At 63.0% G+C, this 15,743-nt stretch carries 15 protein-coding genes; 10 read left to right on the forward strand and 5 right to left on the reverse strand.

Going from position 1 to position 15,743, the window contains the following annotated elements:
• Positions 1-39 precede the first annotated feature (39 nt).
• On the forward strand, positions 40-417 hold the full coding sequence (locus tag BTN82_RS02535) for an NUDIX hydrolase (protein WP_075117612.1): 378 nt from the start codon (positions 40-42) through the stop codon (positions 415-417).
• Positions 418-488: 71 nt separating this feature from the next.
• Here BTN82_RS02535 and BTN82_RS02540 read toward each other — a convergent pair whose 3' ends face one another.
• Together BTN82_RS02540 and BTN82_RS02545 are read right to left on the reverse strand one after the other, a co-directional pair.
• Positions 489-668 (reverse strand): hypothetical protein, encoded by a 180-nt coding sequence (locus BTN82_RS02540; protein ID WP_075117613.1) that lies wholly within the window; start codon positions 666-668, stop codon positions 489-491.
• A gap of 68 nt (positions 669-736) precedes the next feature.
• A complete protein-coding gene (locus BTN82_RS02545) occupies positions 737-1,324 on the reverse strand; it encodes a TIGR00730 family Rossman fold protein (RefSeq protein ID WP_075117614.1) in 588 nt (195 codons plus the stop codon).
• A gap of 350 nt (positions 1,325-1,674) precedes the next feature.
• On the opposite strand from BTN82_RS02545, the gene azu reads away from it, so the two are divergent.
• A complete protein-coding gene (gene azu, locus BTN82_RS02550) occupies positions 1,675-2,121 on the forward strand; it encodes an azurin (RefSeq protein WP_075117615.1) in 447 nt (148 codons plus the stop codon).
• A gap of 237 nt (positions 2,122-2,358) precedes the next feature.
• Here the strand turns inward: azu and nadE are convergent, their stop codons facing one another.
• The 3 genes from nadE to BTN82_RS02565 all read right to left on the reverse strand — a co-directional run bounded on the left by nadE (position 2,359) and on the right by BTN82_RS02565 (position 5,533).
• On the reverse strand, positions 2,359-3,186 hold the full coding sequence (gene nadE, locus BTN82_RS02555; protein ID WP_075117616.1) for an ammonia-dependent NAD(+) synthetase: 828 nt from the start codon (positions 3,184-3,186) through the stop codon (positions 2,359-2,361).
• A gap of 3 nt (positions 3,187-3,189) precedes the next feature.
• A complete protein-coding gene (gene pncB, locus BTN82_RS02560; protein ID WP_075117617.1) occupies positions 3,190-4,416 on the reverse strand; it encodes a nicotinate phosphoribosyltransferase in 1,227 nt (408 codons plus the stop codon).
• A 211-nt stretch (positions 4,417-4,627) separates the two neighbouring features.
• Complete coding sequence (locus BTN82_RS02565; RefSeq protein ID WP_075117618.1) at positions 4,628-5,533, reverse strand: LysR family transcriptional regulator; 906 nt, start codon at positions 5,531-5,533, stop codon at positions 4,628-4,630.
• A gap of 169 nt (positions 5,534-5,702) precedes the next feature.
• Here BTN82_RS02565 and BTN82_RS02570 point away from each other — a divergent pair, with 169 nt between their 5' ends.
• The 8 genes from BTN82_RS02570 (at position 5,703) to BTN82_RS02605 (ending at position 15,743) form a co-directional block, all read left to right on the forward strand.
• Entirely contained in the window at positions 5,703-7,193 is a 1,491-nt protein-coding gene (locus tag BTN82_RS02570; protein WP_075117619.1) for an aldehyde dehydrogenase family protein, read from the forward strand.
• A 72-nt stretch (positions 7,194-7,265) separates the two neighbouring features.
• Positions 7,266-8,549: an NAD(P)/FAD-dependent oxidoreductase gene (locus BTN82_RS02575; RefSeq protein WP_075117620.1), complete on the forward strand. Its 1,284-nt coding sequence runs from the start codon at positions 7,266-7,268 to the stop codon at positions 8,547-8,549.
• Positions 8,550-8,910: 361 nt separating this feature from the next.
• Positions 8,911-10,047, forward strand: a complete 1,137-nt coding sequence (locus BTN82_RS02580; protein WP_075117621.1) for a branched-chain amino acid ABC transporter substrate-binding protein — start codon at positions 8,911-8,913, stop codon at positions 10,045-10,047.
• 184 nt (positions 10,048-10,231) lie between these two features.
• Positions 10,232-11,146, forward strand: a complete 915-nt coding sequence (locus tag BTN82_RS02585; protein WP_053259441.1) for an ABC transporter permease subunit — start codon at positions 10,232-10,234, stop codon at positions 11,144-11,146.
• A 2-nt stretch (positions 11,147-11,148) separates the two neighbouring features.
• A complete protein-coding gene (gene livM, locus BTN82_RS02590) occupies positions 11,149-12,444 on the forward strand; it encodes a high-affinity branched-chain amino acid ABC transporter permease LivM (RefSeq protein WP_075117622.1) in 1,296 nt (431 codons plus the stop codon).
• The gene (locus BTN82_RS02595) at positions 12,441-13,316 is read left to right on the forward strand and encodes an ATP-binding cassette domain-containing protein (RefSeq protein WP_075117623.1); all 876 of its coding nucleotides are present in this window, start codon (positions 12,441-12,443) and stop codon (positions 13,314-13,316) included. Before livM ends, BTN82_RS02595 begins: the two co-directional genes overlap by 4 nt.
• Positions 13,313-14,032, forward strand: a complete 720-nt coding sequence (locus tag BTN82_RS02600) for an ABC transporter ATP-binding protein (protein WP_075117624.1) — start codon at positions 13,313-13,315, stop codon at positions 14,030-14,032. Before BTN82_RS02595 ends, BTN82_RS02600 begins: the two co-directional genes overlap by 4 nt.
• A gap of 946 nt (positions 14,033-14,978) precedes the next feature.
• The gene (locus BTN82_RS02605; protein ID WP_075117625.1) at positions 14,979-15,743 is read left to right on the forward strand and encodes an SDR family oxidoreductase; all 765 of its coding nucleotides are present in this window, start codon (positions 14,979-14,981) and stop codon (positions 15,741-15,743) included.

The following is a 15,743-nucleotide window of genomic DNA, read 5'->3' on the forward strand; positions in this document are numbered from 1 at the left end:
CTGCGGCAGTGGCTACATCAGGAATGACAGGAGTTTCTTATGTTCGCGGTATCGATCAAGGGCGTGTTGCAGTCTCCCGAAGGCCTGGTGGTGCTGATGCTCAACGAGCGCGACGAGTGGGAGCTGCCCGGCGGGCGGATCGAACTGGGGGAAACGGCGCCGCAGTGCCTGGCGCGGGAGATCGAGGAAGAACTGGATGTGCAGGTGGTGGTGGGCGAGCCGCTGGACTCGTATCTGTTCGAGGTTATCCCCGGCAAGCACGTGTTCATTTCGACCTATCGCTGCCGGCTGATGGGTGGTTTCGTGCCGACCGTCAGCCATGAGCACAAGGCAATCGGCCTGTTCGCCGCGGACGAATTGCCGGCCAATTTGCCGCGGGGGTATCGCGAGTCGATTGTCAAAGCTTTGGGGCTGTGAGGGCCAGCAGTGGAATGCCGGCCCTGGACACAGATCCTTGAAGGCCTGATCGGAGTCGGGCCCGGCGGGTCTCAGGCCCGGGGAGCCTGATCGTCTGCTGCGTCGTCGACGGCCACGTCACCTTCCGCATCCGGGCTCGGGGCGCTGGCTTCTTCGGCGGCGGCTTTCTTGCGTTGCAGCTTTTCCTCTTTCTTCTGCTCCTTTGCCAGGTCGCGTTGACGTTTGGCGAAGGAGTAATTGGGTTTGGCCATGGGCGATCCTCTGGGGTCGAAGGTGAGGTTGAGCGGCGCGTATTCTGCCGGTTATCGGAGTTTGGTGGTTAGTCGGGTTTCTGATCGACCCATTTTGGCACTACCGTGGGTTGCCAGGACTCCAGCGCAGCCAGCAGATCCTGCGGCGACTCGCTCACTTGCAGCATGTCACGGTGCGGAGCGCGGACGAAGCCTTCGCCGACGATATGATCGAGAAAACCCGTGAGTTTTTCGTAGAAGCCATTCACCTCCAGCAAGCCCAGCGGTTTGGCGTGGTAACCCAACTGGCCCCAGGTCCAGACCTCGAACAGTTCTTCAAGCGTGCCCAGGCCGCCCGGCAGTGCGATAAAGGCGTCGCTCAGCTCGGCCATGCGCGCCTTGCGCGCGTGCATGCCGTCGACCACTTCCAGGCGTGTCAGCCCCGGGTGGCCGATTTCCTTGTCCTTGAGGCTCTGGGGAATGATGCCGATGACTTCGCCGCCGGCCGCCAGGGCCGCGTCGGCGACGATGCCCATCAGGCCGACGGCGCCACCGCCGTAGACCAGGGTCAGCTTGCGCTCGGCCAGCTGGCGGCCGAGGGCCTGCGCCGCTTCGCGGTAAGCCGGGTGGGTGCCGGTGCTGGCACCGCAGAATACACAGACAGATGTTAAAGGCATGCCTTGCTCCGGGGTCGGTGAGGCACACAGAGTAATGGCTGGCCGGGCGCGCTCCAAGGGTCAATCCTCGCGCGTGGGGTTCTCGTAGGTACCGCTGGCGCCACAGGCGTAGGCGGCGAGCAAGCTGCGGAACAGGCTGTTGAGGTGCATGGCGGACACTCCGTTGGTGAGGTGCGCCGAGCATAGGCCCGGAGCCGGCCACAGGCTGTTTGATTCTCTCGATCAGGTCGATAGCGCAAAGTTGTATACAATTTCTTGATGTAAATCATAGGAACTTGCGAAAAATTCAGGCAGTCTTCACCCCCATGGATTTCAGATGGATTTTGTTAACCCTGCCTTGGAGATTCACCATGTTTGCCAAACTCGTCGCGGTATCCCTGTTGACACTGGCCAGCAGCCAGCTGATGGCCGCCGAATGCAAGGTCGATGTCGACTCCACCGACCAGATGTCCTTCAACACGAAGGAAATCACCATCGACAAGAGCTGCAAGACCTTCACCGTGAACCTGACCCACTCCGGCAGCCTGCCGAAGAACGTCATGGGCCATAACTGGGTGCTGAGCAAAAGCGCGGACATGGCCGCTATCGCCACCGATGGCATGGCTGCCGGCATCGACAAGAACTACCTGAAAGAAGGCGACACTCGCGTCATCGCCCATACCAAGATCATCGGCGCTGGCGAGAAAGACTCGGTGACTTTCGACGTATCGAAGCTGACCGCTGGCGAAAGCTACGAGTTCTTCTGCTCGTTCCCGGGCCACAACTCGATGATGAAAGGCGCCGTGGTGCTGAAGTGATCGGTTGATCCCGTGTGATGAAAAAGCGCCCTTCGGGGCGCTTTTTTGTGGGCGGGCAGACAGTCCGCGCCATCGTTCATCGCGAGCAAGACGGATCGCCGCCCGCTCGCTCCTACAGGGCGCTCGCTGCCCTCTGTAGGAGCGAGCTTGCTCGCGATAGCGTCCGCCCAGCCACCCCCAAAACAAAAAGCCCGCCGAGGGCTTCCCCCGGCGGGCTTTTGCATGGCCTCCGTCACCTCAAGGCGCGAACGGCATCACCCGCTTGTGGTGGGTCTTGTTGTAGGTGTTGCAGATGATCTTGAACGCTTCTTCGCGCACCGGCTGGCCGTGCAGGAAGGCATCGATCTCGGTATAGGTCACGCCGTGGGAGGCCTCGTCCGGCTTGCCGGGCGACAGGTCTTCCAGGTCGGCGGTGGGGATCTTCTCCACCAGCGATTCCGGCGCGCCAAAATGCCGGGCAATGGCCCGTACCTGGTTTTTCACCAGGCCACTCAGCGGCGCCAGGTCGCAGGCGCCGTCGCCGAACTTGGTGAAGAAGCCCATCACCGCTTCGGCGGCATGGTCGGTGCCGATCACCAGGCCGTGGGCGGCGCCGGCGATGGTGTACTGCGCGACCATGCGCATGCGCGCCTTGGTGTTGCCGAGGACGAAGTCCCGCGCCACCGCCTGATGGCCCTCGAAGGCCGCCACTTCATTGGCCAGGGACTTGACCGCGGGGCCGATGTTCACGGTATGGCGCTCGTCGGGTTCGATGAAATCCACCGAGGCCTGGGCGTCATGTTCGTCGAACTGCACGTCGTAGGGCAGGCGCACGGCGATGAAGCGATAGCTAGCATCGCCGCTGCTCTCGCGCAGTTCGCGCATTGCGCGCTGGGCCAGCAGGCCGGCGGTCAGCGAGTCGACGCCGCCGCTGATGCCCAGCACCAGGGACTTGAGCCCGGAATCGAGCAGGCATTTCTGGATGAAGGCGACCCGCCGGGCGACTTCCGCCTCGAGATCGGCCTGGTCCTTGAAAGGCGGTTGGACCTTGAGCTGTTCAGCAATCTCACGCTGTACGGCTTGCATGATTCACTCCTTGCTTGATGTGCCAGAAAGGGCGGCAGGTACTTGGAAAACGTGGCGCAGATAAGCGACGAAGTTGGGATCCGTGCAATGGGTCTTGCCCGCTTCGTCGGAGATCTTGGCGACGGGCTGGCCATTGCAGGCGGTCATTTTAAGCACGATGCTCATCGGCTCGACACCGGGAATATCGCACGTCAGGTTGGTGCCGATACCGAAGCTGACGTTGATCCGGCCGAGCAGCGCGCGAAAGATCTCCAGCGACTTGGGCAGCGTCAGGCTGTCGGAGAACACCAGGGTCTTGCTCATCGGCTCGATCCCCAGCTTGAGGTAGCGAGCGATGGCTTTTTCCGCCCAGACGATCGGATCCCCCGAGTCGTGGCGCAGACCGTCGAACAGCTTGGCGAAGTACAGATCGAAATCGTTGAGGAAGGCGTCGGTGGTGATGCAGTCGGTCAGGGCGATCCCCAGCAGGCCGCGGTATTCGCGGACCCAGCAGTCGAGGGCGGCGATCTGGCTGTCGATCAGCCGCGGCCCCAGTTGCTGGTGGGCCATGATCCATTCATGGGCCATGGTGCCCAGGGGTTTCATGTCCAGTTCGCGGGACAGGTGCACGTTGCTGGTGCCGACGAAACGCCCGGGGAAGTCATGCTTGAGCACGCTCACCACTTCTTCCTGGACCCGGTACGAGAAGCGCCGGCGGGTGCCGAAATCGGCCACCTGCAACTGCGACAATTCATCGGCGCTGGCGTTGGCGGTCAGCCAGTCGAATTTGCGGTACAGCTGTTCGCGGGCCTGTTCCAGGACGGTCTCGCGGTAGCGATAGCGGTTGCGCACCTCGCTGACGATCGCCAGCATCGGCACCTCGAACAGAATCACATGCAGCCACGGCCCACGCAGGCGGATAAACAGCTCGCCGTTCTCGATGCCGGTATGGACGTAGCGCAGATTGAAGCGGAACAGCCCGAGAAAACGCAGGAAATCCGGCTTCAGGAAACTGATGCGCTCAAGGAAACCCAGTTGATCGGGGCTCAGGCTCAGGTCGGCCAGGCGCTCGAACTGATAGCGGATCTCCGCGAGGTAAGGGCGCAGGTCTTCGCTGTTGCGGCAGCGGAATTCCCATTCGACTTCCACGTTGGGGTAGTTGTGCAGCACCGCCTGCATCATGGTCAATTTGTAGAAGTCGGTGTCGAGCAGGTTCTGCACGATGCGATCGGCAAACACACTCTCGCTCATAACGGGAATCTCCAGGCTGGCCGCGCTAAAGGGCGCGGCTTTGCAGCTTTTTCAGTGAAGGCAGTAGTGGCGCATATCCATCGAGGGTTTTGCCAGCGTTTTTTGCTTGGGCTCTTTGGCCCTGTCGCGAGCAAGACGGTTCGCCGCCCGCTCGCTCCTACAAGGATCATGTTGCCCCCTGTAGGAGCGAGCTTACTCGCGATGGCGCCTGTCAGGGCGCCGCGGGGCTGTCGATCTGCTCCAGCATCCAGCGGATGAAATCCCGCACCTTGGGCACTTCGGCCGCGTGTTCCGGGTAGGCCAGGTAGTAGGCGTCGCGGCTGGGCATGGCGTGGTTCCAGGCGAGCACCAGCTTGCCCTCGGCCAGTTCTTCTTCCACCAGGAACCGCGGCAGCAGGGCCACGCCGCAGCCGACCTGGGCGGCGCGGATGCACATGTAGAAGGTTTCGAAGCGCGGGCCGTGATAGCTGTGTTCGGTGTGGTAGCCCTGGCTGTCGAACCAGTCGTGCCAGGCCTGGGGGCGCGAGGCCAGTTGCAACAAGACCAGCTCGGCCAGTTGCGTCGGCTCGGTGAACGGCGTATCCGGCAGGCTGCCGGGGGCGCAGACCGCCACCAGTTCTTCGCCGAACAGCTTCAGGCACTCGGTGCCGGGGCGCGAACCCTGGCCGAAATAGAACGCCATGTCGCTGCGGCCCTGGAGCAGGTCGTCGGCTTCCTGCTCGTTGCACAGGTCCAGATGGATCTGCGGGTGGCGCATGCGCCAGCCCTTGAGACGCGGCACCAACCAGCGCGCGCCGAAGGTCGAGGGGGTGGACACGCGCAAGACTTCGGTCTCGCCGCCGTAGGAGCGCAGGTAGTGGGTCGACATCTCGATCTGCGAGAGGATCTTGCGCACTTCCACCAGGTACAGGTCGCCGGCCGGGGTCAGTTGCAGGCGCCGGCGCACCCGGCGAAACAGCAGGTGCTGCAAGAGCTCTTCGAGCTGCGCGACCTGCTTGCTGACCGCGCTCTGGGTCAGGTTCAGCTCTTCGGCGGCGCGGGTGAAGCTCAGGTGCCGGGTGACGGCCTCGAAACACTGCAGGGCGGTGATCGAGGGCAGGTAGCGTTTATTCAGCATCGAGGGTTCCTTGTTCTTGTCTCGGCTGCCGCCTGCGCAGCATGAATAAACGGAATGATATCTCGCCTAATCGTCGTTTGTTGGCAAGTCTCGGGCCGGCTACAACTACAGTCCTGAATGGCTGTGTCCGCAGCTACGACTTTTGCTGTCCATTTGTAAGGAGTGACCCATGGTTGCCGCATTGCTTGATCGTCTCGGTGTGAACCCGGCCCTGTATCAGTCGGGCACGCAGCCCGTGCATTCGCCGATCGACGGCAGCCGCATCGGCCTGGTGAACTGGCAGGGCGCGGCCGAGGTGGAGCAGCAGGTCAGTCGCGCGGAGCATGCGTTCGCGCTGTGGCGCAAGGTGCCGGCGCCGCGCCGCGGCGAGTTGGTGCGCCAGTTCGGCGAAGTGTTGCGCGAATACAAGGCCGACCTGGGCGAGCTGGTGTCCTGGGAAGCCGGCAAGATCACCCAGGAAGGCCTGGGCGAAGTGCAGGAAATGATCGACATCTGCGACTTCGCGGTCGGCCTGTCGCGCCAGCTGTACGGCCTGACCATCGCCTCCGAGCGTCCAGGCCACCATATGCGCGAAACCTGGCACCCGCTGGGTGTCGTCGGGGTGATCAGCGCGTTCAACTTCCCGGTCGCGGTCTGGGCCTGGAACACCACCCTGGCGCTGGTCTGCGGCAACCCGGTGATCTGGAAACCTTCGGAAAAGACCCCGCTGACCGCGCTGGCCTGCCAGGCGCTGTTCGAGCGTGTATTGAAGAACTTCAGCGACGCCCCCGACTACCTGAGCCAGGTGATCATCGGCGGCCGCGACGCCGGCGCAGCGCTGGTGGACGATCCGCGCGTGGCCCTGATCAGCGCCACCGGCAGCACCCGCATGGGCCGCGAAGTGGCGCCGAAAGTCGCCGCACGGTTCGCCCGCAGCATCCTCGAACTGGGCGGCAACAACGCGATGATTCTGGGCCCGAGCGCCGACCTGGACATGGCCGTGCGCGCCATCCTGTTCAGCGCCGTCGGCACCGCCGGCCAGCGCTGCACGACGTTGCGCCGACTGATTGCCCACGAGTCGGTGAAGGAAGAAATCGTCACCCGGCTCAAGGCCGCCTATTCCAAGGTGCGTATCGGCCATCCGTTGCAAGGCAACCTGATCGGCCCGCTGATCGACAAGCACAGTTTCGACAACATGCAGGACGCGCTGGAGCAGGCCCTGAGCGAAGGCGGCCGGGTGTTCGGCGGCCAGCGTCAGTTGCAGGACCAGTTCCCCAACGCCTATTACGTGTCGCCAGCGATCGTCGAGATGCCGGAGCAGAGCGACGTGGTGTGCAGCGAGACCTTCGCGCCGATTCTCTATGTGGTCGGCTACAGCGATTTCGCCGAGGCGCTGCGCTTGAACAACGCCGTGCCGCAAGGCCTGTCGTCCTGCATCTTCACCACCGATGTGCGCGAAGCCGAGCAGTTCATGTCAGCGGTGGGCAGCGACTGCGGTATCGCCAACGTCAACATTGGCCCGAGTGGCGCGGAAATCGGCGGCGCGTTCGGCGGCGAGAAGGAAACCGGCGGCGGTCGCGAATCCGGTTCCGATGCCTGGCGCGCCTACATGCGCCGGCAGACCAATACCGTGAACTACTCGCTGGAGTTGCCGCTGGCCCAGGGTATTACCTTCGACTGATCGGCATTGAATGCGCCCTACAGCGGAGGTGCTGGTTCATGGTCTGTGGTTCGTTGATTTCGGAGTCTGGCAATGCCGTTACGCGAAGAATGCTTATGGGAAAAACTGACGCCGCAAAGGCCTGACAGCACACCGCTCAGGGGCGAGGTCACGGTGGACGTCTGCGTGATCGGCGCCGGGTTTACCGGCCTGTCGGCCGCCGTGCACCTGCTGGAGCAGGGCAAGCGGGTCTGTGTGCTGGAAGCCCATCGCACCGGCCACGGCGGTTCGGGGCGCAATGTCGGGCTGGTCAATGCCGGGATGTGGATCCCCCCGGACGAGATCGAAGCCGGTTTCGGCGAGGCGGTCGGCAGCCAGCTCAACCGCATGCTGGGGGCCGCGCCGGCCCTGGTGTTCAGCCTGGTCGACAAATACCGCATCGACTGCCAGCTGCGCCGCGAGGGCACCTTGCACATGGCGCACAACGCCCGCGGCGAGGCCGACCTGCGCAGCCGCGAAGCACAATGGAAACGTCGCGGCGCGCCGGTCGAACTGTTGACCGGCGCGGCCTGCGAAGCGGCCACGGGAACCCAGAAGATCGCCGCCGCCTTGCTCGACCGCCGGGCCGGCACGCTCAACCCGATGGCGTATGTCAGTGGCCTGGCCAAGGCCGCGGTCGATCTCGGCGGCCAACTGTTCGACCATTCGCCGGTGAGCCGCCTTGAGCGCCAGGGCCAGCGCTGGTCGGTGCAGACGGCGCAGGGCTCGGTGCTGGCCGAGCAAGTGGTGATCGCCTCCAACGCCTACACCGAGGGCGACTGGACCGAACTGCGGCGCAATTTCTTCCCCGGCTACTACTATCAGGTCGCCTCCCAACCGCTGACCGACGACGCGGCGCAGCGGATCCTGCCGGGCGGCCAGGGTTCCTGGGACACCCGCCAGGTGCTCAGCAGCATCCGCCGCGACGCCGACGGCCGCCTGTTGCTGGGCAGCCTGGGCAACGGCAACCAGAAACCGGCCTGGTTCCTCAAGGCCTGGGCCGACCGGGTGCAGCAGCATTACTTCCCCTACCTGAAGGCGGTGGAATGGGAATGCACCTGGACCGGCTGCATTGCCTTTACCCCCGACCACCTGATGCGCCTGTTCGAGCCAGCGCCCGGTTTAGTGGCGGTCACCGGCTACAACGGCCGGGGCGTGACTACGGGCACGGTAGTCGGCAAGGCCTTCGCCGATTACCTGTGTAACGGAAATCCTCAAGCGCTGCCGATTCCCTTCGCCCCCATGCAGCCCCTGGCCGGCGTGGGCTTGCGCAGCTGCCTGTACGAGGCCGGATTCTCGCTGTATCACGCGGGCCAGTGCCTGCGGATTGTGATCTGACAGAGGAAAGATGTTGCTGGATGCGGCGCTTTTCAGCGCAGCGACTAGCCTGTAGTGGTGCGGGGCGTAGCAGTCCTGCACCAGCAGTGTGCAGTTCGGTTACGCAGGCTGTTACAGGCTGGTTGCACGTTGATTTGCACCGCGGTTGCAATGATGGCGCGGGCTGGTTGCGCCTGATGTTTTGCAGGGTTTCACCTTCCGCGGTTTAGACGGTTGCACGCCCAATGAAAAAGGGCTCGAAACAGTCGAAATAACAATAAAAGAGCGACTTTTTTCAGAATAAAAAACCAATGGCACGGCCCTTGCTCTGAGCATTCGGTGAAGTCGCAGTGCCAACTAAAAAACCTTGGAGCACCACCTCATGTCCCAGACGTTTTACAAGAAAGGCTTTCTGGCCCTCGCAGTGGCAGCTGCGTTGGGTGTTTCTGCGTTTGCTCAGGCCGACCTCAAGATCGGCGTAGCGGGTCCCATGACAGGTGCCAACGCGGCATTTGGCGAGCAGTACATGAAGGGTGCACAGGCAGCGGCTGACGAGATCAACGCCAAGGGCGGGGTCAATGGCGAGAAGATCGTCCTGGTCAAGGGCGACGACGCGTGCGAGCCGAAACAGGCCGTGGCCGTGGCCAACCGTCTGGTCGACCAGGACAAGGTCGCCGGCGTGGTCGGTCACTTCTGCTCGTCGTCGACCATCCCGGCTTCCGAGGTTTACAGCGACGCGGGCGTGATCGCCATCACCCCGGGCTCCACCAACCCGCAGGTCACCGAGCGCGGCCTCTCCGCGATGTTCCGCATGTGCGGGCGCGACGACCAGCAGGGCATCGTTGCCGGCGACTACATCGTCGATGTGCTCAAGGGCAAGAAAGTCGTGGTGCTGCACGACAAGGACACCTACGGCCAGGGCCTGGCGGATGCCACCAAGGCCCAACTGACCAAGCGCGGCGTCACCCCGGTGCTGTACGAAGGCCTGACCCGCGGCGAGAAAGACTTCAGCGCCGTGGTCACCAAGATCCGCGCCGCCGGCGCCGACGTCGTCTACTTCGGCGGCCTGCACCCGGAAGCCGGCCCGCTGGTTCGCCAACTGCGCGAGCAGGGCCTCAAAGACGTCAAGTTCATGTCCGACGACGGCATCGTCACCGACGAACTGGTGACCACCGCTGGCGGTCCGCAATACGTCGAGGGCGTGTACATGACCTTCGGCGCCGACCCGCGCCTGCTGCCGGACAGCAAGACTGTGGTCGATGCCTTCCGCAAGGCCGGCACCGAGCCTGAGGGCTACACCCTGTACGCCTATGCCTCGATCCAGGCCCTGGCCGCGGGCTTCGGCGGCGCCAAATCCAACAAGGGCGAAGATGCCGCCAAGTGGCTCAAGGCCAACCCGGTCAAGACTGTGATGGGCGAGAAGACCTGGGACGCCAAGGGCGACCTGAAGATTTCCGACTACGTGGTTTACCAGTGGGACAAGGACGGCAAATACCACCAGCTGGAAAAACAGAAGTGACATGAGCGCTTGAGCAGGCCGACCCTCCTGCCTTCAAGGGGGAGGGCGCGGGCCTGCCGCTTGCGTGTCCGTGCAGTACCTGTCTTTTCTCGTAGAGCTGCACAACTGTTGTGTTGCGCGGGTGGTTGAACCCCAGGCCGTCGTATCCGAGGTGTGCAGTCTCTCAACTGCGTGAGATTGCGTTATGGATGGTATTTTCCTGCAGCAACTGATCAATGGGCTGACCCTCGGGTCGGTCTATGGTCTGATCGCCATCGGCTACACAATGGTCTATGGCATCATCGGCATGATCAACTTCGCCCATGGCGAGGTTTACATGATTTCCGCTTACCTCGCGGCAATCAGTCTCGCTCTGCTGGCCTATTTCGGCATCGAATCCTTCCCGCTGCTCATTCTCGGTACCCTGGTCTTCACCGTCGTCGTGACGGGGATCTATGGCTGGGTCATCGAGCGCGTCGCCTACAAGCCCCTGCGCAACTCCACCCGCCTGGCGCCGCTGATCAGCGCCATCGGGATCTCGCTGATCCTGCAGAACTACGCGCAGATCAGCCAGGGCGCCAAGCAACAAGGTGTGCCGACGCTGCTGGCCGGCGCCTGGAAGGTCGACATCGGGACCGGTTTCGTCCAGCTCACCTACACCAAGATCTTCATCCTGGTGGCGGCTTTCGCCGGCATGGCGTTGCTTACCTACATCATCAAGTACACCAAGCTCGGTCGCATGTGCCGGGCTACCCAGCAAGACCGCAAGATGGCCTCGATCCTCGGGATCAACACCGACCGGGTGATTTCCTACGTGTTCATCATCGGCGCCGCCATGGCCGCGCTGGCCGGCGTACTGATCACCATGAACTACGGCACGTTCGACTTCTATGCCGGCTTCGTCATCGGCATCAAGGCGTTCACCGCGGCCGTGCTCGGCGGCATCGGTTCGCTGCCCGGGGCGATGCTCGGCGGGATCATCCTCGGGATCTCCGAGTCGCTGTTCTCCGGTCTGATCAACTCCGACTACAAAGACGTGTTCAGTTTCTCGCTGCTGGTGCTGATTCTGATCTTCCGTCCCCAAGGCCTGCTGGGTCGCCCACTCGTGGCGAAGGTATAAGTATGTCTGCTGCCAATAAACCGATTGATATCAAAAAGAGCGTCATCGACGCCGTGCTGGCGGGGCTGATCTCGCTGATCGTGTTCGGCCCTATCGTGGGCGTGGTCCTGGATGGCTACAGCTTCAACCTGCAACCGGCTCGCGTCGGCTGGCTGGTGGCGATCGTGATGGCCGGCCGTTTCGCCTTGAGCCTGTTCCTGCAGACGCCCAAGGGGTTGAAGATCCTCCAGGGCTTCGAAAGCACCGGCTCCGGCGTGCATGTGCGGCCGCCCGACTACAAGTCGCGGCTGCGCTGGATCATCCCGGCGCTGATCGTGATCGCTATCGTCTTCCCGTTCTTCGCCAACAAGTATCTGTTGACCGTGGTCATCCTCGGCCTGATCTACGTGCTGCTCGGCCTCGGCCTGAACATCGTGGTCGGCCTGGCCGGGCTGCTCGACCTGGGCTACGTGGCGTTCTACGCCATCGGCGCCTACGGCCTGGCCCTGGGTTACCAGTACCTCGGCCTGGGCTTCTGGAGCGTGCTGCCGCTGGCGGCCATCGCCGCGGCGCTGGCGGGGTGCATCCTCGGTTTCCCGGTGTTGCGCATGCACGGCGACTACCTGGCCATCGTGACCCTGGGTTTCGGCGAGATCATCCGCCTGATCCTCAACAACTGGTTGTCCTTCACCGGCGGCCCGAACGGCATGCCGGTGCCGTCGCCGACCTTTTTCGGCCTGGAGTTCGGGCGGCGGGCGAAGGATGGCGGGGTGCCGTTCCATGAGTTCTTCGGCCTGGAATACAACCCCAACCTGAAGTTCCTGTTCATCTACATCGTGCTGTTCATCGTTGTGCTGCTGGTGCTCTACATCAAGCATCGCCTGACCCGCATGCCGGTCGGCCGAGCCTGGGAAGCGCTGCGTGAAGACGAGATCGCGTGCCGCGCCATGGGCTTGAACCATGTGCTGGTCAAGCTCTCGGCGTTCACCATCGGCGCGTCCACCGCGGGCCTGGCCGGGGTGTTCTTCGCCAGCTACCAGGGCTTCGTGAACCCTTCGTCCTTCACCTTCTTCGAGTCGGCGCTGATCCTCGCCATCGTGGTCCTGGGCGGCATGGGGTCGACCGTGGGCGTGGTGATCGCGGCGTTCGTGCTGACCGTGGCGCCGGAGTTGCTGCGCAGCTTCTCCGAGTACCGGGTGCTGCTGTTCGGCATCCTCATGGTGCTGATGATGATCTGGCGACCCCGCGGCCTGATTCGTATCAGCCGTACTGGCGTGACCCCGCGCAAGGGCGCCATGACCGAGAGGAGCGCGTCATGAGCGATGAAGTCATCCTGAAGGTAGAGAACCTGATGATGCACTTCGGTGGCATCAAGGCCCTGAGCGACGTCAGCCTGCAGGTCAAACGCAATTCGATCTTCGCCCTGATCGGCCCCAACGGCGCTGGCAAGACCACGGTGTTCAACTGCCTGACCGGTTTCTACAAGGCCACGGGCGGGCATATCGCCCTCAATACCCGCGGTACGCCGACCAATGTCATCAAGCTGCTGGGCGAGCCGTTTCGCGCGAGCGACTTTGTCTCGCCAAGGCGTTTCGCCAGCCGGCTGTTCTACAAGATGTTCGGCGGCACCCACCTGGTGAACCGGGCGGGCCTGGCGCGGACCTTCCAGAACATTCGCCTGTTCAAGGAAATGTCGGTGCTGGAGAACCTGCTGGTGGCCCAGCACATGTGGGTCAACCGCAACCTGCTGGCCGGCATCCTTAATACCAAGGGTTACCGCAAGGCTGAAAGCGATGCGCTGGACCACGCCTTCTACTGGCTGGAAGTGGTGGACCTGGTGGACTGCGCCAACCGCCTGGCCGGCGAGTTGTCCTACGGCCAGCAACGGCGCCTGGAGATCGCCCGGGCCATGTGCACCCGGCCGCAGATCATCTGCCTCGACGAACCGGCCGCCGGCCTCAACCCCCAGGAAACCGAAGCGCTCAGCGCGATGATCCGGCTGCTGCGCGACGAGCACGACCTGACCGTGGTGCTGATCGAACATGACATGGGCATGGTGATGAGTATTTCCGACCATATCGTGGTACTCGACCACGGCAACGTGATCGCCGAGGGCGGGCCCGAAGCGATCCGCAACGATCCGAAAGTGATTGCCGCCTACCTGGGTGCGGACGAAGAGGAGCTGGCATGACGACTGGACCTATCCTCGAGCTCAAGGACCTGGACGTGTACTACGGGCCGATCCAGGCCCTGAAGAAAGTCTCGCTGCACATCAACGAAGGGGAAACCGTGAGCCTGATCGGCTCCAACGGCGCCGGCAAGTCCACGCTGCTGATGTCGATCTTCGGCCAGCCGCGGGCCGAGTCCGGGCAGATCCTCTACCGCGGCGTGGACATCACCCACAAGTCCTCGCACTACATCGCCTCCAACGGCATCGCCCAGTCGCCGGAAGGGCGGCGGGTGTTTCCGGACATGACGGTGGAGGAAAACCTGCTGATGGGCACCATCCCCATCGGCGACAAGTACGCCAGCGAAGACATGCAGCGCATGTTTGAGCTGTTCCCGCGGCTCAAGGAGCGCCGGACCCAGCGGGCCATGACCATGTCCGGCGGCGAGCAGCAGATGCTCGCCATCGCCCGGGCATTGATGAGCCGTCCCAAGCTGCTGTTGCTCGACGAACCGAGCCTGGGGCTGGCGCCGATCGTGGTGAAGCAGATTTTCGCCACCCTGCGCGAACTGGCGGCCACCGGCATGACCATCTTCCTGGTCGAGCAGAACGCCAACCACGCGCTGAAGCTGTCGGACCGGGCCTATGTCATGGTCAACGGCGAGATTCGCCTGAGCGGCACCGGCAAGGAGCTGCTGGTCAACGAGGAGGTGCGCAACGCTTATCTTGGCGGCCACTAGCGGTCTGTTGTGGATAAAAAATGCCCCGCCGGCCCGCGCCGCCGGGGCATTTTTTTATCCACACCCGATCCTTGCAATCCCCTCTCTGTAGGAGCAGCCGGTCGACGCTCCTACAGGAAAGGAGGAATAAATGGCCTTGTCCACAGCTGACAGCGGAAATTGTGGAAAACCTTCAGCGCAAGCTCGCGAAACGCGACATAAAGCCGCTGCAAATAGTTGTTTTACCAGGCTTTTGACTTGTCCCCGTTTGCTGTGGAGCGGGCTGTGGGTAACGTGGGAGTAGCTGGCTGCATGCCTTGAACCGCGTGGCTTGCAGACGTGTGGTTGTTTTTTGATCAGGCTGTTTTGCCGAACCGCGAGCTGTACTTGTCAACCTTTTTATTGTCGCAGCCCAGGGCTGGAAACAGCCTGGACAAGCCTGTGGATAAGTCTGTGATTAAACTCTGGAAAGAGTCGCCCAGGCGGCGTAGTTACTGGCTTGACGCCATCCCATGGTTGACCGCCCGGTCACCTGGGGCGGGGCGTGCGGCATGGACGCGTTGCCCGGGTCAAGCAAAAAACTTTCTAAAACCGCCTGCAGGCCCTGTGGACAGCGGCGTGCAGCTTTTTGCACTTGCCCCCAAAGACTGTGGACCGGACTGTGGATAAGGTGCGTGCATATGGCTACAGGCCAGAAGGGCCGGGGCTTTGCGTGGGTTGAGCGTTTTTTGTACAGCGCGCCACCTGTAGCCGCTGCCGCAGGCTGCGATAAGGCCCGCAGGGCCTTCAGCGATCTCGAAGAGCACGCCCTCTTCGAGGTCGATCGCAGCCTGCGGCAGCGGCTACAAGGACAGGCGGTATTCATTCCAGCGGAACAACCTCCGGTTGCCGCTGCGATTCAGGCCGGGCATGCTGCGAAACGATTTTCTATTTCCACGGCGGCTCGACGCCCAGCAAGGAGAACACCATGACTTCCACCCTGTTTATCACCGGCGCGACCTCCGGTTTTGGCGAAGCTTGTGCCCGTCGTTTTGCCGAGGCCGGCTGGTCGCTGGTGCTTACCGGACGTCGCCAGGATCGTCTCGACGCGCTGTGCGCCGAATTGTCGAAGCAGACCGAAGTGCACGGCCTGGTGCTCGATGTGCGTGACCGCAAGGCCATGGAAGCCGCCATTGCCAACCTGCCGCCGTCCTTCGCCAAGCTGCGCGGGCTGATCAACAACGCCGGCCTGGCCCTGGGCGTCGATCCGGCGCCCAAGTGCGACCTGGACGACTGGGACACCATGGTCGACACCAACATCAAGGGCCTGATGTACAGCACCCGCCTGTTGCTGCCCCGGCTGATCGCCCACGGCCGCGGCGCCGGCATCGTCAACCTGGGTTCCATCGCCGGCAACTACCCGTACCCGGGTAGCCACGTGTATGGCGCGAGCAAGGCGTTCGTCAAACAGTTCTCCCTGAACCTGCGTTGCGACCTGCAAGGCACCGGGGTACGGGTGACCAACATTGAGCCGGGCCTGTGCGAAAGCGAGTTCTCCCTGGTGCGCTTCAAGGGCGACCAGGAGCGTTACGACGCCACCTACGCCGGTGCCGAGCCGATCCAGCCGCAGGACATCGCCGATACCATTTTCTGGGTGCTCAACACCCCGGCCCACGTCAATATCAACAGCCTGGAACTGATGCCGGTCAGCCAGACCTGGGCCGGCTTCGCCATCGAGCGCAACAAGGGCTGA

This window comes from Pseudomonas chlororaphis (genome assembly GCF_001921865.1).
GTDB classification, from domain to species: domain Bacteria; phylum Pseudomonadota; class Gammaproteobacteria; order Pseudomonadales; family Pseudomonadaceae; genus Aquipseudomonas; species Aquipseudomonas chlororaphis_D.